Genomic DNA, 22,826 nt, shown 5'->3' on the forward strand with positions numbered 1-22,826 from the left:
ATGGTCGGCGGGGCGCGAATCAACTTCGCCAACCCGCAGGAGGTCATCGACGCCGGGTACGGCGCCGACTGGGCGTCGAAGGTCCGGGCCATCCCAGCCCGGTCGTTCAACCTCATCCCGGCTGACCGGCCCAGGGACGGCACGCTGGTGCAGGGCAGCAACGGGTCGACGCCGGTGGCCATGATGGTCGGCGGGGCGCGAATCAACTTCGCCAACCCGCAGGAGGTCATCGACGCCGGGTACGGCGCCGACTGGGCGTCGAAGGTCCGGGCCATCCCGGTCCGGGCGTTCAACCTCATCGGCACCCAGATCGGCGACGGCGTCGTCCTCCGGGCGCCGGACGCCACACCGGCCTCGGGTATCGACCCCAAGACCGTGTTTACGATGGCCCGGGGTTCCAGGCTGCCGATCGGCAGCGAGCAGGAGTTCCTCGCGCTCGGCTTCCGATGGGAGCAGGTCAGGCTGGTTCCGGCCCGCGTGGTCAAGGACCTGCCGACCCGGCTGGCCGACGGCATGCTCGTGCGCGCCCCGGCCGCGACCGCCGAGTCCGGCATCGACCCGCGATCGGTGTACACGATCGCCGGTGGAGCCCGGATCGGCATCGCCAGCGAGCAGGAGTTCCTCGGGCTGGGCTACCGCTGGGAGCAGGTCGCGATGGTTCCGGTGCGCGTCGTCAAGGCGACCCCGGTGAGCATCCCCGATCGAAGCGTCATCCGGGCGCCGGATGCCACGGCCGAGTCGGGCGTCGACCCGAAGACGGTGTTCCTGATCAAGGAGGGCGCACGGCTGCCGATCACCAGTGAGGAGGAGTTCTTTGCGCTGGGATACACCTGGGAGCAGGTTGTCGGCGTCCCAGTGCGGGTCGTCAATGAGCTCCCCGTCTCCCCGTACACTCACGAGGTCCGAGGCGCGATCCGCGAACGCTGGTTGTCACTCGGCGCGCACCACTCGGTGATCGGCTCACCAGTGACCGCCGAGTTGACCGCGCCGGATGGAGCCGGACGGCTCAGCCATTTCCAACACGGCTCGATCTACTGGCTACCGGGCATAGGGCCGCACGAGGTCTACGGTGCCATCCGCGCCCGCTGGTCGCAGATCGGATCGGAGGCCGGCGTCCTGGGATACCCGACGACCGGCGAACTCGGTACCCCTGACGGCATCGGCCGCTACAACCACTTCCAGAACGGCTCGATCTACTGGACGGCGGGTACTGGCGCGCACGAGGTGCACGGCACGATCCACGACAAGTGGTCAACGATGGGCTGGGAGCGCAGCTGCCTCGGCTACCCGGTCGCTGCGCCGTACATGGACAACGGAGCCACCCAGCAGAATTTCCGGCGGGCTACATCCGGGTCGACGCCAATGGCGCCCATGCGAGCTGTTAGAACGTTGTTCTGAAGGGCTGGACCAGCGGATCCCCCGCGCCACATCGAAGCGGGGGATCCGCGTGTGTTGGTTGCCAGAGGATCGGGGTGGCGTGACCTCGTTTCGGGGTGCTCGTGCTGGTCGTGGGCGGCAGTCTGGGTGTAGATCGTCCGGCGGGGTGGTTTTGCCGATGAGTTCACCGTCCTCGAACGGTCTACCCAGCGACAGGACCGTTCTCGACAGGAGTGCCATGTCCACCATCCAGCCAGTGATCTTGACTGCCGACCAGGACGTTCTGCTCGGCTTCTATACGAAATTGTTCGGCGCCGAGGAGATCTTCCGGGTACCGGCGGAAGGCCCGGCCTTCTACCTCGGCTTGCGCATCGGCGACACCGACCTCGGGCTGGTGGCCAAGGCGAACCCGGGGACGGGGGCGGCGCCGCGGATCCTGCTCAGCATCGGTGTCGACGACGTCGACGAGACGCTCGGCCGGGTGGAGGCGCTGGGCGGCTCGGTGCGCGGCGGCCCCAACGACATGCCGTGGGGACAGCGCGTCGCCCACATCCAGGACCCCGACGGCAACCCGGTGAACCTCACTCAGCCGATCCCGGCCCGGTGACGCTGTTCCGGGGGCATGTGCTGACCATCTCATCAAGCTCGAAGAAGTACTTGACGTCGTCCTTGACGAACCACATAGGGGCACCCCCCCACTGTTCAGTTCACGATCGCCATCTCACGCGGGGTGTTGTTGACGCGGCGGCCCGAACCATCCTCCGTCGCCGTCACGATGTCCTCGATACGGACCCCGAAGCGCCCCGGCAGATAGATGCCCGGCTCGATGGAGAAGCACATGCCGGGCACGACCGGCTGCTCCTCGCCCTCGATCATGTACGGCGGCTCGTGGGTCGTGACCCCGATGCCGTGGCCGGTGCGGTGGATGAAGTACTCGCCGTAGCCCGCGTCCTTGATCACCTTGCGGGCCGCCCGGTCCACGTCCTGGCAGGCCGCGCCCGGCCGGACGGCCTCGAAGCCGGCCTGCTGGGCCTCGCGGACGATGTCGTGGACGCGCTGCTCCTCGGCGGTCGGCTCGCCGACGTGGACGGTACGGGTGGTGTCGGAGCCGTAACCGTGCTTGAGGCCGCCGAAGTCGAGCACGACCATGTCCCCGCGCTGGATGACCCGATCCCCCGCCTCGTGGTGCGGGTTGGCGCCGTTGGGGCCCGAGCCGACGACGGTGAAGTCGACCTGCGAGTGGCCGAATTGCAGGAGCAGCGCGGCGAGATCGGCAGCCACCTCGGTCTCCCTGCGGCCGGCGAAGGCGACCTTGAGGATCTCGCCGTACGCCTGGTCGGCGGCGGCGCCGGCCGCCGCGATCCGCTCCAGCTCGTGGGCGTCCTTGACGGCCCGCAGCATCGGCAGCGCCTCGGTGAGGGAGACGTACGAGGTGGTGGGCAGCTCCTTCTGGAGGCCGAGCAGGTGCATCGCCCAGGCGTTGTCGCTGACGCCGAAGCGGCCTTCGGCGTCGAGGAGCGGCGCGGTGACGGCGTAGGGGTCCTTGCCGTCGGTCCAGTCCCGGAGGGTGAGCGCGGCGGCGCCCGGGGCCTTCTCGGCGTCCGGAGCCTCCAGGGTCGGCACGACGAGGACCGGGTCCTGGCCGGCGGCGAGGACGAGGACGGTGAGGCGTTCGGTGATCGCGGTCGGCTGATAGCCGGTCAGATAGACCAGGTCGGGACCGGGCGCGACGAGGACCCCGGCGAGCCCGGCGTCGGCCGCGGACTCGGCGGCGCGGGCCATCCGGGCCCGGTAGTCGTCGGCGGTGAAGGGAGCGGGTGCGGGCGTACGGGATTCGGACGCGCCGGACTCGGGCGTACGGGACACAGGCGTACTCGACATGGGGTCATCCTGCCGTCCACGGGCAGGGTCCGCGACCCGTTAGCGCGGGTCCGGGCCGCGCCCCGGGCCCTGCGCGATGAGGCGTTCGAGCAGCTCGTGGAAGTCCTCGCCGACGACGATCCGCAGCTCTCCGCCGTCCCCGTCGTGGTCGCTGAGCTGGGTGAGCGTGCCGCCGCGCCACCAGAAGACGTACGGGCTGATGGCGCCGGGCGTGTCCTCGTAGCCGGACGCGGCGAACGAGGCCATCGCGCCGAGCGCGGGGACGATGGTGGTGTCGCGGATCGGGTGGAAGGCGAGCTGGTGCCGGAACGGCAGGGCCACCAGGGCCCCGTGCTCGCCGAGCGGCTGCCCGGTCACGCGCCGTACGACGGCGTCGAGGTCGAGGACGCGGCTCGCGGTGTAGAAGGAGTCGCCGAGGATGACCTCGAAGCACATGCCGTCGGCGTCCCGTACCGTCTCGTGGCCCTCGACGGGCAGTCCGCGGAGATTGGCGAGCGCCCGGTCGCGCAGATCCGCGAGGTCGCCGAGCGGTTCGAGCGCGTCGTCGGTCAGCATCATGACGCTCTCGGGGAGGTCGAGGGCGAGGATCTCGTACAGTCCGGGTGCGACGCTGCGGGCGTAGCCGAAGGTCCCGGGGTCGATGCCGTCGCCGCTGACCACGCGGGGGTAGAGCTGGGCGCGGATCTGTTCGGGCCGGAGGGTGTCGAGCGCCGAGGGGCCGTCCATGGTCCGCAGCACGAGCCCGACGTGGCGACGGATCAGCGCGGGCCAGACACGCGGTCCGCGCCGGTCGTTGTGGCAGACGGCGGCGAGGTTGCCGAGGCCGAACGCGCGGCCGTCGGCGTCGCGCACCAGGTCGGCGTAGACGGTGACTTCGAGGCCGAGTTCGGCGAACGCCTCGCGGACGCGGCTGCGGAAGAGGGCGGCCTCGCGGACGGAGAAGTACGAGAACTCGGGATCCCTGGGCGCGTCGTCACCGTCACGCTGTGGCCCTCGCCGGAACAACCCCACGTCCGCCCGCCTTCCCTCTCGCCGTAGGACCAGCCTAGGCCCTGCCCCCGGTCACGCGGCGAGTCGTCGGACCAACTCCGCGGCCGGGCCGCCAGGTTCAGCGTGGAGGAGTTCGACGCGATGGACGAGGCGCGGGGAGCTCAGCGGTACGGCGACGGCTCCCGCGATTCCGGCGGCGAGGGAGACGGGGAGCAGCGTCAGGCCGTGCCCGGCAGCGGCCAGGGCGCCGAGGACGCGACTGTCGGTGCCCGCGTGACGCAGGGCGGTCCGGAAGCCGAGGCCGGCGGGGCCGCCGTGCGCGGAGCGCAGCCGGTCGAGCGGGATCCCGGCGTCGGGGGCGTCGAGCCAGCGGGCGTCGACGAGGTCGGCGAGCCGGAGTCCGGGGCGGCCGGAGAGCGGATGCCCGGCGGGCAGCACCACGGCGAACGGCTCCTCGGCGACGCGTACGGCGGTGATCGGGGCGACGTCGGGCAGCCGCAACGGGTCGCTGGGGGCGGCGAGTCCGTCGACCAGGCCGAGGTCGGCCTCGCCGGTCGCGACGGCGGCGGGCACCTCGTCCCGGGGCAGGGTGCGCAGGGTGACGCCGACGGCGGGCAGGGCGGCGAGCGTACGGGGGTGCAGGGCGAGCGGGGAGGCCGCGAGGGTCAGCGTCCCGCGCGGCGCGGCGGCGAACCGCGCCAGGTCGGCGCGGGCGGCGTCGAGGCGGAGCAGCAGCGACCCGGCATGCTCAAGGAGCCGCGCACCGGCGGGGGTTGGGGCGACGGGCCGCCGCCCGAGGAGCGGCAGGCCGAGGTCGTGCTCCAGGGCGGCGATGTGCTGGGAGACGGCTGACTGGGTGTAACCCAGTTCGCGGGCGGCTTCGGAGAAGGAGGCGAGCCGGGCGACGGTGACGAAGGTACGGAGGTGGTGCGGGTCCATGGGGTTCTGGCGCCTCTTCATAAGCGTTCGCGATCGGGAGTGCAGGAATCATCGTTGGACGTGAACGCGACCGTACGACCAGCATGGTCGGCATGACGAACACAGCCCGTATCGCCCTCGTCGGCGACCGCTCCCCGCACGTGAAGTCCCATGTCCGCATTCCCGCCCTGCTCGACGCGCTGGCCGAGCGGGACGGCCTCGCCCTCGACGCGTACTGGATCCCGACCGGCGACGCGGAGGCGCCGGGCGCGGTGAAGGGCTTCGACGCGGTGTGGGTGCTGCCGGGGAGTCCGTACGAGAGCGAGGCGGGCGCGCTCGCGGCGATCCGCACGGCCCGCGAGGACGGCATCCCGTTCCTCGGCACCTGCGCCGGCCTCCAGCACGCGCTCCTGGAGTTCGCCCGGAACGTCTGCGGTCTGACCGCCGCCGCGCACGCCGAGAACGACCCGGCGGCGGCCGGTGACGACCTGCTGATCGCGCCGCTCGCCTGCTCGCTGGTCGGGCACGAGGGGACGGTACGGGTGACGCCGGGGTCGCTCGCGGAGTCGGTGCTCGGCGCCGAGCGGACGACGGAGCGGTACCACTGCAACTACGGCCCGGACAGCCGCCACTTGGACACCCTGCGGGCCAACGGCCTTCGCTTCACGGGCGAGGACGAGGAGGGTCAGATCCGCATCGCCGAACTGCCCGGTCACCCCTTCTTCCTGGCGACGCTCTTCCAGCCGGAACTCGCGGGCGACGGCTCGCGCCCACACCCGATCGTGCGGGCCCTGGCACGGGCGGCGACGGAGCACGCCGGCTAGAGATCCGATGGGACGGGGCGGACGCCGCGCCGGCCCGTTCGTCCGACGGCTAGTCAGGATGACGTGTGCACGGCATTTGCCAGGTTTGCATGAATTGTCATCCTATGGGAGGGCGGCTAGCGTGGCAGGAGTAAGCCTCGTCTGCTCCGCGGAGGCCCTTATGACCCGGCTCACCGATCATGCCGTCGGCTCGCTCAGGGAGCGGATCAGGGGAGACGTGCTCGGGCCGGAGCATCCTGAGTACGACGCCGCCCGCTCCGTGGCCAACGGAGCCATCGACCACCGCCCCGCCCTGCTGGTCCGCTGCGCCGAACCCGCGGATGTCGCCGCCGCACTGTCCTTCGCCCGTGACGAGCACCTCGAGGTGTCGGTGCGCGGTGGGGGGCACAACCCGGCGGGCGCCGCCGTCTGCCCCGACGGGCTGGTCGTCGACCTGACCGCGATGCACGCCGTCACGGTCGACCCCGAGGCCCGCACCGCCCGCTGCGGCGGCGGAGCCACCCTCGCCCAGCTCGACGCCGCCACCCAGGCGCACGGCCTCGCCGTGCCGGCCGGCACCATCAGCCACACGGGCGTCGGCGGCCTGACCCTGGGCGGTGGCATGGGCTGGCTCACCCGCCAGCACGGACTGACCGTCGACAATCTGCTGGGCGCCGAGGTGGTGCTGGCCAACGGCCCCCTGGTGCACGCGTCGGCGGAGGAGAACCCGGACCTGTTCTGGGCGCTGCGCGGCGGCGGTGGGAACTTCGGGGTGGTCACGGCCTTCGACTTCGGGCTGCACGCGGTCGGGCCCGAGGTGCACGTCGGTCTCTTCTTCTGGGACATGTCGGTGGGCCGCGAGGCGATGGAGCTGATCCGCGAGGTGGTGCCGGCGCTGCCACCGAGGCACAGTGCGCTGGTCGGCATCGGGCTGAACGCCCCGCCAGAGCCCTTCGTACCGGTCGAGCACCGCGGCAAGCTCGGCCATGCACTGATCATCGGAGGCTTCGGTAGCGCGGAGGAGCATGCCGCCGCAGCCGCCCTGCTGGACGATGGGCCGCCGAGGCTCTTCGAGATGCGGACCCCGCTGCCCTACACCCAGCTGCAGAGCATGCTCGACGACTCCTCGCCGTACGGGATCCTCGACTACGAGAAGGGGATCCCCATCGCGGAGTTGAGCGACGACGTGATCGCGCTGCTGAACGAGTACCTGCGGCGCAAGACCTCGCCGCTGACCTTCTGCCCGACCTTCCGGCTGGACGGCGCCTTCACCGAGGTCGACGAGGACGCCACTGCCTACGGAAGCCCGCGCGAACCCGGCTACATGATGGCCCTCACCGCCCTCACCTTCGACCCGGAGGAGCTGGTGGCCGACACCGCCTGGGTCAGGGCGCTGTGGACTGAGCTGCTGCCGCACGCAGTCGGCCCCGGTGGCTACGTCAACTTCATGACCGAGATCGAGGAGGACCGCGTCCGGGCGTCCTACGGGCCGGAGAAGTACGAGCGGCTGGCCCGGATCAAGTCCAAGTACGACCCGGAGAACGTCTTCCACCGGAACGCCAACGTCGCCCCCGTCGCAGCCTGACACACCGCCAGGCGAGCCCCCGGCACCCGGCTAGGGTGCGGTCATGGTGAACTTCGTACTCGTTGCAGGCGCGTGGCTCGGATCGTGGGCGTGGGACGACGTCGTCCCAGAGCTGCGGGCGGCCGGGCACGGCGCGCACGCGCTGACGCTGTCCGGGCTCGCTGAGCGGCGGGGCGCGCCCGCCGGGCAGCAGACGCATGTGCAGGACATCGTGGGGGAGGTCGAGCGGCTCGGGCTGCGGGACGTCGTCCTGGTCGGGCACAGTTACGCGGGCATCCCTGTCGGGCAGGCCGCCGAGCGGATCGGTGACCGGCTGACCAGGCTCGTCTTCGTCGACTCCAACGTGCCGACGCACGGCGAGTCCTTCGCCTCCGCCTGGTGGCAGGGGCAGGCGGCCTTCGAGGCGGCGCTCGCCGACGACGGGTTCTGGGCGCCGCTGACGGCGCCCGAATGCGAGGGGCAGGGGCTCACCGACGAGCAGATCGCCCGGTTCGTCGGCGGCGCCACTCTGCACCCGGGCGCGGCACTCACCGAGCCGGCCGTCCTGGAGCGGCCGCTGGGAGAGCTCCCGGCGACGTACGTCAAATGCCTGCTCGATGGGGCCGAGCCGAGCGACGACGTCGCGGAGCTGCTCAAGAGCGAGCACTGGCGGCTGGTCGAGATGGACACCGGCCACTGGCCGATGTTCTCCCAGCCCCGCGAACTGGCGCAGATCCTGCTCGACGCCGCCGGAGAGTGACCGCAGTTCCGCGCGGCGGCTCCTCGCTCCGGCCGGTTAGGTCATGCGGACGACGAGGTGGGCGCGGTGACGCCCGCGGGCGACGAGGCGGGCGTTGGACTCGTCGGAGTCGCGGACCCAGCGCTCGGCGTGGGCGCGGTCCTTGCCGAAGCGGACATGGCGGTCGACGAGGCGCGGTACGCGGCGGTGGTCGTCGAGCTCCACGAACCACGCCTCGTCGAGGAGCGGCAGGACGGCGGCCCAGGGGGCCTCGTCGTGGAGGAGGTAGTTGCCCTCGGTGACGACGAGCGGAACGTCCGGGGGGATCGGTATCGCACCGGCGACGGGCTCCTCCAGGGCGCGGTCGAAGGCGGGGGCGTAGACCGTGGTGCCGGGCTCGGGGGCGCGGAGGCGGGCGAGCAGGGCGGTGTAGCCGACGGCGTCGAAGGTGTCCGGCGCCCCCTTCCGCTCCGCACGGCCGAGCCGCTCCAGCTCCGCCTGGGCCAGGTGGAAGCCGTCCATCGGCACGAGGGCGGCGAGCCCGTCGAGCCGGGTGACGAGGCGGGCCGCGAGCGTGGACTTCCCCGCCCCGGGCGCACCGGCGAGCCCCAGGATCCGCCGTCGGCCGGGGACGGCGAGGCGCAGGGCGCGGTCGGTGAGCTCGGCGAGCAGCTGGGCGTCCATGCGGTGCATTGTCGCACCGCGTGGCGGCCGTCTCGTCATACGTATAACCTCACGGTCATGTCCTTCATCGCTCTCGTCACCCTCGTCGTCCGTGACTACGACGAGGCCCTCGCCTTCTACACCGGCGCCCTCGGCTTCGACCTCGTCGAGGACACCGACCGCGGCGACGGCACCCGCTGGATCGTCGTCCGCCCCACGGGAGGTCATGACGGCACGGGCCTCCTCCTGGCCCGCGCGAAGAACGCGGAGGAAGGTGCCGCGGTGGGCGCCCAGACCGGCGGCCGGGTCGGCTTCTTCCTCCACACCGACGACTTCGCCCGCGACCACACCCGCATGACCACGGCCGGCGTCCGCTTCCTGGAGCAGCCGCGCCACGAGCCGTACGGCACGGTGGCGGTCTTCGAGGACCTGTACGGCAACCGCTGGGACCTGCTGGAACCGGCGAGCTGACGAAGGGCGCCGAACGCGCGACAGGGCGGGCGTCGAAGCGCTGCGCTTCGACGCCCGCCCCGGACGTCAGTTCAGACCGTCCACCTATAGCTCGACCTGATATTCCACGAAGTATTCACGATCCCGACGATCGAGCCTCCGCCCCAGCCTGAGTTCCAGGACCCTCATCAGTTCGGGCGTAGCCGGCCAAGCGGCATACCGGGCGTCCTCAGGATTCCCCAGCGCCGAGATGATCTCAGTCTCTTCGAGTACACCCGCCAGCTCTATTCGCTCAGCGAGCATATTCGAGACGCGATCAAATCCCTCAACTACCCAGGTCACGTATTGCACACCCTTCCCGGCGCGGCAGGCTTGGTCTGCTGACCCGTACTGGCATCGAACTCACCCAGATGCTGGCCACGCTTGTTGTACATTTCGACGGTCCCATGCTGGTAATCCCACTCCAGGATGTTCTTTCCATCCACCCAGCGAGCCCTCAGCCCACCGCCGCCGGTTCGAGGACTCATGGGCTTCACCTTCTTGGCGTTCGGAAACCCGGGGAGGGTACTGGGGGCCGGAACGTACCCACTGTTGTTGTGAACGAGGAGCGGTGTGGCACCGGCCATCACATAGTACGTATGGATCTCGCCGACGGTGAGATCATGAGTGCGCTGGCGTTTATGGAACAGGCTTGCCTTCGTGACCTCGACGGTTTCTCCGCCACTGCTGCGCAGTGACATGCCCGGCTTGAGAGAGCCGGCATCCACCCAAGTCCCCGCGGAGGGTGACCAGAAGGGGTGCGTCGTCGTGGACGTCAGTGAGTCGGCGTCGGAGGCGCCCTTTCGGGAGACCGTGAGGTCGACGAAGTTCTTGTCGTCCTCGGTGACGATGGTGGCGACGACGGTGCGTGTCGTCGTCTCGCCTGTCGCCGGGTCGGTGACCACGATCTCGTCGCCGATCTTGACGTCCTCGATGGGTCGCGTGGACCCGTCGGCCATGAGGACACGGGTTCCCGGAGTGAAGCTGTGCCGGCGACCACCACCGACAAGGCATTCGATCGGTACGTAGTCCGCCTTCTTCATGGACGCCTTGGCCGCCTTGAAGACGATCTTCGCGCCCTTGCCGAGCAATCCGGTGCCGGCGGAGACGGCCAGGTCGATCGCCGCCGCCTTGCACGCACCACCGGAGCCTTGGTAGCAGCCGACGTAGTCGTCGACGCCGAGGAGTTCGAGAATGCCGGGGCTCTTCTGGTTGCCGAACCACCCGAGCTTGCCGATCGCGGCGCAGAAGTCCGAGCCTGCGGTCTCCACTCCGGTGCAGTGCTTCGCCCGAGCCCAACTCTGCAGATTGGCCGCGTAGGACACGCGCTCGGAGTAGTTGGGGAATACCCGGGCGAGTTCCGATTGGGTCGGGATGTGGACGCCCTGGATGCTGATCGAGTCCCCGCTGGGCGCGATGATGATCGGCTTCTGGCCATACGTGCCGTTGCTTATGGCCTCCTGGGCCATCTCCTCTGCGGCCTTGTTGCACGGGTGCGTGCTCGGGCAGTTGTTGGAGCCGGGCCCCACGACGCCGTCGGTGTCTCCCGGGACGCCCGCGCAGATGCCGTCGGCTCCGCCGCCGGGTGCGCCGTGGAGGCACATCAGGCCGTCCGGGTCGCTGAAGGTGAGCGGGCTGTTGTTGGCGTAGGCGTAGGCGTTGAGGGACTGGGGGTCGCTCGGAGCGAGGATCGGGTCGACGGAGATGAACCGGCCCGTCGCCGGGTCGTATTCCCGGGCGCCCAGGTGCTGGAGCCCGGTCGACTCGGAGTCGTCCACGCCTCCGACGAAGCCCTGCACACCCGGCCAGTTGCTCGGCCGGGGGCCGCGAATGCCGCCGAAGGGGAGCGTGCGACGCTGCGTCAGCTGCTGGTCCGCCGCCTTGATCGCCAGTTCTCCCGACCCCTGGTGATCCGCGATCGTGAACGACACCGAGCCCTGGTCGTCGATGACTGCCCGATGCCCGCCACCGAGGTCGAGAGTGCGTGTGGCCTTCGCGGTCGTGCTGCCCTTGGCCACGGTGACCAGGGTGGCGCCGAGGTAGAGCGTGGTCTCCTTCGCCGTGCGGGCGATGAGCCGGTTGCCATCGGTGTCGTACACGTACTCGGTGACGTCGTCGGGCTGGCCCTCGACCGGTTTGGTCACCTTGGCGAGATGGCCTTCGGCGTCCCACTCCAGCGTCTGCGTGGTGCCCGCGACCGTCCGCCGGTCGGTGTTGCCGGCCACGTCGTAGCCGTAGGTGTCCTGGGCGGTCCCACCCGGCCCGGTCTGGCTCACGGAGGTCACGCCGTGCGGACGCGGCGAGCCCGGCGTGGGGTAGGCGTAGGTGCGAAGGGTGTTCTTCGTCGCGTCGCCCGTGAGGTCGTGCACAGTCTCGGTGAGCCGGTTGCCCACCTTGTCGTAGGTGTACGAGTGCCAGTACGGCTCGGGGCCGCCGACGGTCTGGCCGCTGGGCTCACCGGCGCACGTGCTGGTGGGCTGCGTCCAGGCCGTGGTCATGCGGCGCAGGTTGTCGTAGGTGAAGCACTGGGTGTCGGTGCCGGACCGGGAGACGTCCGAGACCGAGAGGATGTTGCCAGCCTGATCGTAACGGTACGTGTCGTGCTTGTCGACACCCGGCACGTCCTGGCGGTCGACCCGGGAGGTGGCCGGCCGTTGCGTACCCCATTCGTAGGTGTTGGTCGCCCAGACCTTCTTGCCGCCGTTGTTGGAGAACTCGTGCTGCAGCGGCTTGCCGATGAGGCTGTAGCTGGTGGTGGCGGCTATGCCCTGGCTGCCGCTGAGCGCGATCGGCCGAAGCGTCTGGCTCTCATAGGTGAACGCCACTGTGACGGCCGGCTGTGACCCTGCGGCAGGGAATCCGGCACCACCCACGGTCCCGTCCACGTTGTAGCTGGTCGTCGACACGTACGTGCCGTCGAGCGCCGCCCCCTCACTGGTGGGGATCGTCACGCTCGAGCGGGTCGCTCGGTACAGCCGGTCGTACGCGACGACCTTGGTGGTGTAGGCATTGCCGTCGACGTAGCGGGTGGACTCGGCCGGGTGGCCCTTCGCGCCGCTGATCGTGTCGTAGACCCACTTGGCGCGCAGGGTGCCGGTGGGGCTGTTCTCTCGCAGTTCGGTCTGACGGCCGAGCCCGTCGTAGAGGTAGTACAGGTCGACAGGCCGCTCGTCGGAGAGGACGGTCAGCTGGCCGCGGTCGTCGTAGTGGCTTGTGGTGGGCCCCTTGTCCGGGTCGGAGGTGGTTGCGAGCCGGCCGAGCAGGTCGTACGTGTAGCTCCAGCTGTTCCCTGCCGGATCGGTCAGCTTCGCCAGTTCGCCCCGGGGAGTGAGCTCGTAGCGCGTCGTGTCGTAGGCGGAGGTCTCCGACCGGGCGTGATGCTGACGCAGCTGGGTCGTCTGCCCCCGGGCGTCGGTGACGGTGGTGGTCGCCGTGCCGCCCTCGGGCGGGATGACCGTCGTGTGGTCGCCACCGTAGATGGTGCGCGTCGTGCCGAGCACCGCGCCACCGTCGCCGTTGCCCGCGATGTTCTTCGTCTCGATCGGACGGCCCATGCCGTCGTAGGTCGTACGGGTCTGGGTCTCGACCGCGAGGGCGTCCGCGGGCTTGAACACCGTCCGGGAGGGTGCGCCGGTGGTGTAGTAGGTGTCGAAGGTCTTGGTGGTCAGGCCGCGTTCGTCGTAGAAGACGTCGGAGAGGAGGCGCCCGCTGTCCGGGCCCGGCTCCTGTGTCTGACGCGGCCGCAGGTACCCGTCGTAGATGCTGTATCCGGTGATCTGGCTGCCGCCCGGGCCCAGCGCCTTCGTGGCGACGGCGACGGGCTGGTTCTCCTCCACCAGGTAGTGGAACTCGTAACTGGGCGTCTGGGTGGTGTTGCGGTCCGCCAGCCATACCTTCGCGGAGCGGCCGAGCGCGTCGTAGGTGAGGGTCGTGACCTTCGCGTTGGCGTCGGTCTGGGTCAGCGGCAGTCCGCGCGCCGGATCGTACGTGACGTGGCTGACGAGGGCGGTGGAGACGTCCCCGGCCTTCGCCGGCGGCGTGGTCGTCGTCGTCCTGGTGGCGAATCCCGTAGTCGGCGTACGGCTGGTCGTGGTGGTGCGCCCGTCCGCGCGCGCGGTGCGCACGGGGGCGGAGGTACCGGTCACGGTGACGTTCGCGGTCAGGTCGGTGGAGGTGAGGACCCGACCGTAGCCGTCGAAGGTCGCTCCGGACTCCAGGTACGTGGCCGTGGTGCCGTCGTGCTTCTTCAGCAGGGCCGTCGCCGTGACGTCACCCTTGGTGGGCGCGGCGCCGTAGGGACCGCCGTCGTAGGCCGAGCGCACGTCCGAGATGACGTCCTTGGACCGATCGACGGGCACACCGCAGGCCTTCGAGACGGTCTCCACCTGGGCGGGCAGCGTGAGGATGTTCGTGCCGGCGTTGGTGGCGTACGTGGTGACGGTGCATCGGTCGTCCGAGGCGATGGAGTCGTCGCCGGCGTCGTCGACCTTGGCCACCCGGCCCGCCACCGTGTCGTACGTGGTGGAGACGGACGTGGTCCGCCAGGACCCGCCCGCCCCGTCATCCAGCGACGTCCAGGACCTGGTGTGTCCGATGCCCTGGAAGTTGGCCGTGACCGTGCCCCAGTCGCGGACCTTCTTCGCGGTCTCGTGGTACCAGGGTCGATTCACGGTCTTGGCGAGGATCTTCCCGCCGTTGCCGGAGTACGTGACCGTCTTGTAGGGCGTGCCGGCGAACGCGTCATGGTCGCTGATCGACGCGCCCTCGCCCTCGCCGAGGGCCACGGTGACACTCTTGGTGCCGCCCGTCGGGGACTCCCGGTCTCCGTCCATACCGCGCAGGAAGTACGAGTCGGACTGCGACTTCATGGCCGCGTCGCCGCCCTGGCCGCCGGTCTTCACCCGCACGTGTCCGTAGCCGCGCCACTGGCCCCAGGTCTTGAACTTCTCCTTCGTCAGGCCGTCGTCATCGTCGTAGTGCCAGGCGGCCGGCCCCATGTAGTCGTAGGTCGTCACCTGGTCCGGCGAACCGCCCGTGCGGTCGGTGGTCGTGACGGAGTCCACCACGTACTTGTTGAACCACTGAAGCTCGGGGTCGTCGGTGTAGCTGCCTCCCAGGTACTGAGGGAAGCACCGTGTGGTGTTGGTCTGCGGAGTCGGCAGCGTCAGCCAGTCGCAGACGGGGGCGGAGTAGTTGACGTCCGTCTGGCCGCCGTACTCGTCGGCGATGGTGGACAGACGCTCCTTGATGAAGGGCGCGTAGCCGTCGCCGGTCTTGTCGAGGCGGTTCTCCAGCTGCGTGTAGCCGAAGGTGGTCTTCGGCAGCGTGATCGCGGGGGTCGCGGTGTGGCCCGTGTGCTGGATGGAGTCCAGAAGCAGCTGGTAGTTGACGTCCGCCATGCCCCAACGGTGGGTCAGCTTCCAGGAGTCGACCTTCTGGTACGTGTCACCGCTCAGGATCTGTGTGGTGACGTCGGTGAGGCGCTTGCGTGTCCAGAAGGAGGGCGAGGAGCGGCCCCGGTCGCAGTCGGTTCCCTCGTCGCAGTTGAGGTCCCACGGCGTGTCGTACCAGTAGGCCGAGTCGGTGGAGATGCTCGGGCAGGTGGTCTGGGCACTGGGCAGACACCGCTCGGCGTTGGTGAAGGAGACCTTCGCGAGCGCCTTCGTCGTGTACACCGACGACGCGTTGAGGCCGTACTCGATGTCGTCGAGGTGGCCTCCGCGGGTGTAGCGGGTGTCGTCGGCGGCCTTCAGGTTGCGGCCGTACGAGTTCTTCTCAGGTGTGTAGTAGTACGCGACGGCGTTGCCGCGCGGGTCGACGACGTAGTCGAGGTTCCAGCGCCAGGCCTGCTGGCACCAGGAGCTCGCGAAGTCGGCGGCGTGGCACGGCTCGCCCGCGTCGTCGCCGAAGACCGGCACGGTCCAGGTGGAGTTCGTGGTCCTGTTGCCCGCTGCCCAGCCGTCCAGACGGTGATAGCCGAAGTAGTAGCGCACACCGGCGGGGTCGGTGAGCTCCCAGTACTCGTTGTTGTCGTCACCGTTGGCGCGGTCGGCCGAGCTCAGCCTCTTGATACGGGTGCCGTCGTCGGTGCGGAGCTTGAACTCGTCGTTGCCGACGGGTACGAGTTCGCCGCCCTTTCCGTTGAAGCTGATGAAGGCGTTGTCATAGGCCCAGCACGAGTCTCCCGGCTTGAACCCGTCGGCGTTCTGCACGCCGTCGTCCGCGCATGGCTTGTAGCGACGCTCGATGTAGCCGGGCCACAGGTCGAAGCCGCCGCCGATCCAGGAGGACTGGTTGTTGGTCTCGCCGGTACGGCCGTCCATGGCGGCGGAGGAGTATCCGAGTCCGATGCTCGGCTTCAGTCCGCCGGGCACCTCGGGCACGGCCATGCCGTAGGACCAGCTGAAGTCACCCGTGTTCAGATTCGTCTGCCACGTCGCGGACGGGGACAGTGTGGTGGCCTTGTAGTCGCCGCTGCCGGCCGTGGCCTCCGACACGGCGGCGAGTACGGTCGACTGCCCCGAACCCAGACGCAGCGACGCGACGGAGAGGGTGGCTGTCTCCGTGTTGTTGACAGTTTCTACGGGCTTCCATGTACGGCACTTGGCAAGCTTCGGAGTCGTCAGCGCACACGTCGGCAGTTCGACCAGGGTCAGGCGAGAGGCGTAGCCACCGCCGAAGGCGCCCGCGAAACCGGAGTAGTCGATCTGAGCCTGCAACCGTTCCGCGGACTTACCGGCCGCGTTGTCCCGTCGCAGCGTCAGTACCAAGCCGTTGACTCCGGCCTTGAGTGCCTCCGCGCGACCCAGGACACGGGCTGTCACGTCTCCGCCGCCCGTGCCCGCCAGCGTCAATGGCAGGCCCTTGGCCTTCACCGGAGCGGGAGTCGCTGCCTCACGGGTGGCGACCGCCGTCCATTCCGGCAGCTTCACCACCGCCGAGCCGGCCTTCGGCCAGGTCGCGCGAGGCGCCTGGCGCGGGGTCCGTGGTTCCTTCGGCAGCGTGCGGGGCTTCACCTTGGCCGCCGTGCCGGGCAGGGCCCGCTCCGAAGCCGGGAGCTCCGGGCGGCCCCGGCCGTCGTCGACGGCCACGGCCACTCCGCCGCTGCCCGTGAGCAGCGAGCCCATCGTGACCAGAGCCGTGGTCAGCGCGACCCGCTGCCACCAGCCTCTGGATCGCCTTCTTGGTATGCCGTTCATCCCGTTCATCTCGTCCTTCGTTTGAACGTTCGAAGATGGGTCAGCCCACGGGAACCGTGTCGGGCAGGCCTGGCTGGCCGACCGCGAGGTGCCTGACCTGGGCTTCGGTCAGGCTGCCCTGGAAGGTCCACAGGTCGGAGACGGCTCCGGACCAGTGGCGGTCGGTCGCGGACTTCGGGCGGCCGACCCAGAGGGGCTCGACGGCCTTGTAGGTGACGGTGTTCTCCGCCCAGGAGAGGTTGCCGGTGCAGCCGGGGACGTCCGGGGTGCCGTCGGCGTCGTCGTCCGCACAGGTGGTCTGTTCCAGCTCACCGTTGACGTACAGGGACAGTCGCCGGGCGAATCCGTCGTAGACGAGCGCGATGTGGTTCCACTCGGTGGGCTGGTGGAACTGCCCGTTGTCGACGGTGGTCTGCACGGCGGAGGAGCCGTCGGCGGAGGACGTGGTGATCTGCCAGTTGCCCGGGCGGCCCGGCGTGACGTCGGGTACGTAGCGGATCGCGAAGGCGTTGTGGCTGGTGCCGGACACGCTGATCAGCGTCGTCGCCTCCGTCGGTGTGGCAGCCGCCTGTACCCAGCCGGTGACGGAGAAGCTCGCCCCGGTGTCCACCGGGGTGACCGCCGAGACCGCGTAGTCGTCGACACCGTCCAGGTGCAGACCGCCGTCCACCCAGCCCTCACCGGTCGTCGCGCCGCCGCCCAACGCGAGGGGATTGGCCGTGGTCACGGCGTTCGGGGTCTGCGCGGGAGTCCCACCCGACTGGTCGAACTTCCAGCGGCCGGTCACCGACGGGTTCTGCTTGAACAGCTGGCGGACCTCGTCGTCGGAGATCGCGCGGTCGTACATCCGCACGGCGTCGAGGTCGCCCCTTAGGTGGTTGAGGGTGGATCCGGTCGGCGTCGGCAGGGCACCCAGGGTGACCGCGCCCGACGCGGCCCAGGGGGTGGTGAACGGCACGGTGTCGGCCAGGGCTCCGTTGATGTACAGACGCATCTCGGAGGTGTCGTAGTCGTTCACACCGACCAGATGCGTCCAGGATCCCAGGCAGCTCGCGGTGTCAGCACAGCCCGACTGCGTGGCCCGGATCGGGGGCGCGGTGGGGCTGTCGCTTCCACTGCGGCTGAAGACCCACCCGCCCCAGGCAGAGGAGTGGTAGAGCTCGAAACCACGTCCCGCATTGCCGCTCTGGGCAACGGCGACCATGGTCCGGTTCTCCTTGTCCTTCGGCAGTCTGACCCAGGCGGAGACCGCGAAGCTCTGGAACGTGTCGAGTACCGGCCGAGCCGTGGTGGCGTGGTCGTCGGAACCGTCCAGCTTCAACGCCGTCCCCGCGAGCCCGGGCGCTCCGGCCGTGACACCGCCCCGGAGGTCGGCGTCGACCGGCTGTGCGAACCCGGTGACCTCGGTGGCCTCGGGCGTCTCGTCCAGCGGCCAGACCAGCTTGGCGGGGCGGCCCGTGTCCACGGGCTGCTTGGCCGCGAGCCTGCCGACCTGGCTGTCGCTCAGCGAGTAGTCGAAGAGCTGCGCGTCGTCGAGGCTGCCCGCGAAGAAGCTGTTGAGGGAACCGGCCACATCGGTTGCGCCCAGCATCGTGCGGCCGCGCGCGTCCCATGGCCCGTCGAAGGGTGCCGACCCGGCCAACTGGCCGTTGACATAGAGCTTGATGAGCTTGGGGGCATTCTCGAAGACAGCGGCCACGTGCGTCCAGGCGTTCATCCTCGATGCGACGCACTGCGTGTCGCCGGTGGCGCAGGCGGGCTGAACCGCCTGGGCGACAGCGGGGTACCGCGTGTCCGTCTCGTGCCGGACGAACACCCAGCCGTGCCGGGACGACGAGAAGTAGAGCTCGAAGGCGGAACGGGTCAGGCCCATCTGGGAGACGGCGACCGAACCGAACTCCGGCCGCACCGAGGTCACCTTCGCCCACACCGACACCGAGAAGCTCTTGGCGGTGTTCAGTACGGGGGCGTCGCTCGCGGCGTAGTCGTCCGCACCGTCCAGCTCCAGGCCCGTCCCCATAGTGCCTTCACCGCCGGGCTTGGCACCGCCGTACAGCTTGGCAGGCCAGGCGCCGCCCTGACCGGTGGCCTTCGTGGCGCCGGCCGGTTCGTCCAAGGGCCAGGACAGGCGGTCGGGCTGTCCCGCCCGTACCCGGAACTGGAAGGTTCGGATCTCGCTGCCGTTGCCGGCCGCGTCGAAGGCCTGTGCCGTGACGAAGTTGACGCCTGGCTTGGTCGGCATCATCTTCACCGTCTGCGCGGCGCCGCCGGTCGTCGTCACGCTCAGCTTGCTGGAAGGGTCGCCGTTGATCCCGTACCAGTACTTCGTGACGTCCGTGGAGGTCGAGTCCAGGGTGAACTGGCCGTAGCGGCCCACTCCGTCGACCCAGGGGTCGTTCGGGTCCTCCGGGTCCGACTGCGGATAGTGGGGCGACGTGATCGCGGGGCCGCTCGGGACGGAGGCGTCGTAGATCATGGAGCACGTGGTGGCCGATCCGGCCGAGGACCAGGGTGACCACTGCGCCCCGTCCCAGGAACGGGCGGACCAGCCGATGGTCTTGTTCTGCGGGATGGTCGACGGCATGGCGAGGGTGAAGGACGAACCCGAGGCCTTCGACGTCGTACGCGCCGAGGTCCAGCGTGTCACGAAGCCCTTGCCGTCGCCCGAGTCCCAGGCCGCGTTGAACTGTACGGCGATGCTGTCCTTGTCGGGGTCCGTGATCCCGTTCGCCGAGAGCTTCGGCACGGAGCGCACCCGCTTGGGGTTGCTGGGGCTCCCGCAGGAGCCACCCGGATCCTGGGTCAGCTGCGAGGTCTTGATCTGGGAGGGCGGCCGGTTGTAGTTCACCCTGATGAACGCGTCGTCGGAGAACCGCTTCCAGGCGTACTCGTCGCCCTCGTCGGCCGCCCGCAGACCGAAGGTGATCGTCGACGCGCTGCTGTTCGCGGCCTGCTGGATCGCGGACTTCACGTCGAACTCGGCGTCCTTGGCCGCACAGCCCTCGTAGCCGTAGGCGAACGAGGAGCTGGCGAGGTGGTCGATCCAGAAGGCGTCGTTGTCCTGCGTGTTCCAGGTCGTGGACGTCGAGATCCCCTTCGTCTTCCACAGTTGGACACTGCGCGCGGAGCAGGACGCCGACCACGTGTTGCGGACCACGAACTCCGCGGACAGCACCGTCTTGCCCGCGTACGCCGAGGTGGGCAGCTGGTAGAAGAGCCGCTTGGTGTCGTACGGCTTGCAGTAGGCCCAGCCGCAGTAGCCCATACCGGCGTCCGGCTCCCCGTTGAACTTCCACTGCGGGGACGAGGCCCAGTACTTCGACGCCATCGTCCAGGCCGTCGCCTTCGGTGAGTACCACTGCGGATCGATGTAGACCGGGTACACGGTGTCGGGACCGGCCAGCACCTCCGCGTCGGGCGTCAGGACCAGCTCCTCGCCCCCGTCCGGCAGCTCCACGCCCAGCGGCGCCAGCCGCCCCGACTCGGCCGCCCCGGGCTCGGTGGACGCCATCGTGCGCTCGCCGCCGGCCTTGGCGGATGCGGAAGCCCGTGCGGCAGGGCCGTCACTGGAGTCCCACATCATCGGCGTGGCCGCCTCGAAGACCGTGCCGCCCGCGCCCGCGTCGATGGCCCGCAGACCGCCCTGCGCGGTCTCCTCGACCTTCATCCCCTTCGCGGCCAGGCCCATCCGCAGCTTCGCCAGCCGTGGGTTCTTCGCCGCGACGGCCGACTTGACCACCAGCAGCTGGGTGAACCCCTCCGGCTGGGCGGCCAGCCGGAGATCGACATCCGGCAGCAGGTTCACATATGTGGCGGTATCGCCCCTCAGCTCCGGAACCGGCACCCGGCCGGGCCAGGACAGCTCAAGCGTCCGGCCGACTCGCTCCAGCCGCACCAGCGGACGCCCCTCGCCACCCGCCGAGAACTCGAGGTCCACCGACGCGACCTTCGGCGCCACCATCCCTGCGCCCGTCGGCGCCAGGGTCGTGTCGACATCCCGCCACTTCCCGTCCACACGGGCCCGGACCGGCCGCAGATGCTCCCGAGCCTCCAGCGAACCGGTGGGGGTCGCGAACACATCGCGGCTCTCACCTCGCAGCGAGAGCACTTCGACCTTCTTGCCGGTACGGCGGGCCTCGTCGAGAGCTTCGTCCTCGGAGAGCCCGCCGGTTTCGTCCCGCGCCACCGCTCCGGCCGGCGAGGAGGACTCCGCCGCCTGGGCGGCCGCCATGGCGGCTGAGGTGTTCACGCCCGCCGAGGCAAAGACTCCGGCGACCAGCGCACCCACCACGCCCCAAGCAGGCCCTGTTCGTACGACTCTCGCGCGCACGCGTGTGCGGCCCCGTCGATACATCCCCACCCTCCCCCTCATATCCCCACGCGATCACCACGTGATCGCGTGGCGACGTTAGAGAGGGCCGAGTTGGCCGGTCCACGTGCTTTAGCTACCTCATTCACCCTCTTTTCGGGCGCACCGGACAGCGGCAAATGTGACTTCTGCCACTTAAGTGACGGGAGATCAAAGGGGAGATGTTGTTACGGAAAAGGAGAAAGGTCGAGTTCGGCGCAGACCGTCTTGCCGATCGGGAGACGGTCCCGGACCTCCCAGCGGGAGGCGAGGGCCTCGACGAGGAGGAGGCCACGGCCCGTGTCGGCGAACGGGTCTGGGGCACGGAGGGCGTCGGGGTGGGGCGGGCGGCGTTCCGTGCGGGTGTCGGTGACGTCGACGCGGAGGAGGCGGCCGGGGGTGTACGCGAGCGTCAGCTCGAAGTCGCGGCCGGGGATGCGGCCGTGGGTGACGGCGTTCGCGGCGAGCTCGGCGACGAGGAGGGCGGCGGTGTCCTGCGGGACGTCGTCCCAGTACTGGAACTGGTGCACGGCCAGGAGGCGGGCGAGGCGGGCGCCGCGTGGGGTGGAGCTGAAGCGCTGGGTGAACACACGTACGGTGACGGGTTCTTGGTGGGTCTGGGGGGAGGTCATGTGATCAATGTGGCGACGTCAGGGGCAGGTTGCCAGGTCAGCCACTCGTACGCTGAGTGAGCGTACGGGTTCGGAGGGTGGACAGTACCGGTAACGACCCGTGAGCATGGCCCCGTTGGGGAGTGGGCACGGGAGGTGTGCGGGATGACGGATGGGTACCCGATCGGCGGCGAGCCCGAGGCGTCGGACAGCTTGAAGGCCTTCGGGGAGGTGGTCAAGGCCTTCCGCAAGCGGGCGCGGCTCACGCAGGAGGAGTTCGCTCCGAGAGTGGGGTACTCGGTACCGACGGTCGCCTCGATCGAACAGGGGCGGCGGTTCCCACCGGCGGACTACGTGGACCGGTCGGAGGAGATCCTGGACGCGTTCGAGGTGATCCGGGGGGCGGCGAAGCATCTGGCGAGGAAGCCGGGTCTGGCGAGTTGGTTCCGGCAGTGGGCGAAGCTGGAGGCGGAGGCGCTGAGCCTCTACACGTACGAGAATCGGCTGGTGCCGGGGCTGTTGCAGACGAAGGCGTACGCGCACCAGCTGTTCGCCGAGCAGCGGCCACCGCTCGGGGACGAGCAGATCGAGGCCCAACTCGTGGCCCGGCTGGAGCGGAAGAGGTTACTGACGGAGCGGCCGAACACGGCGTACAGTTTCATCATCGAGCAGCATGTCCTCGAACGGCCCACGGGCGGCGTGGAGGTGATGCGGGAACAGCTCGACCACCTCATCGAACTCGCCGAGCGCCGGAACATCGAGATTCAGATCATGCCGAAGTCGCTCGGCCATCACGCGGGGCTTGGCGGGCCCGTGCAGCTCCTGGAGACGCCGGACAACCGGTGGTTCGGCTACTGCGAGGGGCAGGAGAGCGGCCAGTTCATCTCCGACCCCAAAGTGGTCAGCATCCTCCAGATGCGGTATGCCAGGATGCGCTCACAGGCTCTTACCCTGGAAGACTCCCTGAGCCTGTTGCGGCAGATGCGAGGAGCTACATGAGCACCACAGAACTGGCCTGGTTCAAGAGCAGTTACAGCAGCAGCGGCAGCGGCGACTGCGTCGAAGTCGCCCTGTCCTGGCATAAGTCGAGCTACAGCAGTGGCAGTGGCGACGACTGCGTCGAAGTCGCCGCCTGCCCCACCACCGTCCACGTCCGGGACTCCAAGAACCCCCAGGGCCCCCAGCTCGCCCTCGCCCCCGTCACCTGGACCGACTTCGTCGCCTCCCTCCCGGTCGGATAACTC

Annotated in this window: 16 protein-coding genes; 8 read left to right on the plus strand and 8 right to left on the minus strand. The window is 69.7% G+C overall.

What is annotated here, in order from left to right; all coding sequences use genetic code 11:
* Window positions 1–1,398, plus strand: a 1,398-nt coding sequence (locus ACZ4VI_RS31515) for an LGFP repeat-containing protein (protein ID WP_468004811.1), incomplete at its 5' end; no start/stop codon positions are given.
* Window positions 1,399–1,615: 217 nt separating this feature from the next.
* Window positions 1,616–1,984, plus strand: a complete 369-nt coding sequence (locus ACZ4VI_RS31520) for a VOC family protein (RefSeq protein ID WP_468004813.1) — start codon at window positions 1,616–1,618, stop codon at window positions 1,982–1,984.
* 95 nt (window positions 1,985–2,079) lie between these two features.
* On the opposite strand, the gene ACZ4VI_RS31525 is transcribed toward ACZ4VI_RS31520, so the two are convergent.
* Genes ACZ4VI_RS31525 through ACZ4VI_RS31535 form a run of 3 tightly spaced genes read right to left on the minus strand, consistent with a single transcriptional unit; the run spans window position 2,080 to window position 5,187 of the window.
* Window positions 2,080–3,258 carry an aminopeptidase P family protein gene (locus tag ACZ4VI_RS31525; protein WP_468004815.1) on the minus strand — a complete coding sequence of 393 codons (1,179 nt, stop codon included), beginning with the start codon at window positions 3,256–3,258 and terminating at the stop codon, window positions 2,080–2,082.
* A gap of 39 nt (window positions 3,259–3,297) precedes the next feature.
* On the minus strand, window positions 3,298–4,269 hold the full coding sequence (locus ACZ4VI_RS31530) for a DUF1444 domain-containing protein (protein WP_468004818.1): 972 nt from the start codon (window positions 4,267–4,269) through the stop codon (window positions 3,298–3,300).
* Between the two features lie 51 nt (window positions 4,270–4,320).
* Window positions 4,321–5,187 carry a LysR family transcriptional regulator gene (locus tag ACZ4VI_RS31535; RefSeq protein ID WP_468004819.1) on the minus strand — a complete coding sequence of 289 codons (867 nt, stop codon included), beginning with the start codon at window positions 5,185–5,187 and terminating at the stop codon, window positions 4,321–4,323.
* 92 nt (window positions 5,188–5,279) lie between these two features.
* Between ACZ4VI_RS31535 and ACZ4VI_RS31540 the strand changes: the two genes are divergently transcribed.
* The 3 genes from ACZ4VI_RS31540 to ACZ4VI_RS31550 all read left to right on the plus strand — a co-directional run bounded on the left by ACZ4VI_RS31540 (window position 5,280) and on the right by ACZ4VI_RS31550 (window position 8,293).
* Entirely contained in the window at window positions 5,280–5,990 is a 711-nt protein-coding gene (locus tag ACZ4VI_RS31540; RefSeq protein WP_468004820.1) for a CTP synthase C-terminal region-related (seleno)protein, read from the plus strand.
* Window positions 5,991–6,111: 121 nt separating this feature from the next.
* A complete protein-coding gene (locus ACZ4VI_RS31545) occupies window positions 6,112–7,554 on the plus strand; it encodes an FAD-binding oxidoreductase (RefSeq protein ID WP_468004821.1) in 1,443 nt (480 codons plus the stop codon).
* Window positions 7,555–7,597: 43 nt separating this feature from the next.
* On the plus strand, window positions 7,598–8,293 hold the full coding sequence (locus ACZ4VI_RS31550; protein WP_468004822.1) for an alpha/beta fold hydrolase: 696 nt from the start codon (window positions 7,598–7,600) through the stop codon (window positions 8,291–8,293).
* Between the two features lie 36 nt (window positions 8,294–8,329).
* On the opposite strand, the gene ACZ4VI_RS31555 is transcribed toward ACZ4VI_RS31550, so the two are convergent.
* On the minus strand, window positions 8,330–8,965 hold the full coding sequence (locus ACZ4VI_RS31555) for a nucleoside/nucleotide kinase family protein (RefSeq protein ID WP_468004823.1): 636 nt from the start codon (window positions 8,963–8,965) through the stop codon (window positions 8,330–8,332).
* 48 nt (window positions 8,966–9,013) lie between these two features.
* On the opposite strand from ACZ4VI_RS31555, the gene ACZ4VI_RS31560 reads away from it, so the two are divergent.
* The gene (locus tag ACZ4VI_RS31560) at window positions 9,014–9,406 is read left to right on the plus strand and encodes a VOC family protein (RefSeq protein ID WP_468004825.1); all 393 of its coding nucleotides are present in this window, start codon (window positions 9,014–9,016) and stop codon (window positions 9,404–9,406) included.
* Window positions 9,407–9,490: 84 nt separating this feature from the next.
* Here the strand turns inward: ACZ4VI_RS31560 and ACZ4VI_RS31565 are convergent, their stop codons facing one another.
* From ACZ4VI_RS31565 to ACZ4VI_RS31580, 4 genes are all read right to left on the minus strand, one after another.
* Entirely contained in the window at window positions 9,491–9,727 is a 237-nt protein-coding gene (locus tag ACZ4VI_RS31565; RefSeq protein WP_468004826.1) for a hypothetical protein, read from the minus strand.
* Entirely contained in the window at window positions 9,724–16,623 is a 6,900-nt protein-coding gene (locus tag ACZ4VI_RS31570; protein WP_468004932.1) for a colicin E3/pyocin S6 family cytotoxin, read from the minus strand. Before ACZ4VI_RS31570 ends, ACZ4VI_RS31565 begins: the two co-directional genes overlap by 4 nt.
* Before the next feature lie 40 nt (window positions 16,624–16,663).
* Window positions 16,664–20,872, minus strand: coding sequence for a LamG-like jellyroll fold domain-containing protein (locus ACZ4VI_RS31575; RefSeq protein WP_468004828.1), 4,209 nt, complete (start codon window positions 20,870–20,872; stop codon window positions 16,664–16,666).
* A gap of 287 nt (window positions 20,873–21,159) precedes the next feature.
* On the minus strand, window positions 21,160–21,603 hold the full coding sequence (locus ACZ4VI_RS31580) for an ATP-binding protein (RefSeq protein WP_468004829.1): 444 nt from the start codon (window positions 21,601–21,603) through the stop codon (window positions 21,160–21,162).
* A gap of 144 nt (window positions 21,604–21,747) precedes the next feature.
* On the opposite strand from ACZ4VI_RS31580, the gene ACZ4VI_RS31585 reads away from it, so the two are divergent.
* Both ACZ4VI_RS31585 and ACZ4VI_RS31590 read left to right on the plus strand, forming a co-directional pair.
* On the plus strand, window positions 21,748–22,581 hold the full coding sequence (locus ACZ4VI_RS31585) for a helix-turn-helix domain-containing protein (protein WP_468004831.1): 834 nt from the start codon (window positions 21,748–21,750) through the stop codon (window positions 22,579–22,581).
* Entirely contained in the window at window positions 22,578–22,823 is a 246-nt protein-coding gene (locus ACZ4VI_RS31590; RefSeq protein WP_468004833.1) for a DUF397 domain-containing protein, read from the plus strand. The genes ACZ4VI_RS31585 and ACZ4VI_RS31590 overlap by 4 nt, the downstream gene beginning before the upstream one ends.
* The last annotated feature ends 3 nt before the right edge of the window (window positions 22,824–22,826 follow it).

The sequence above is a fragment of the Streptomyces sp. NPDC029169 genome (assembly GCF_055563935.1).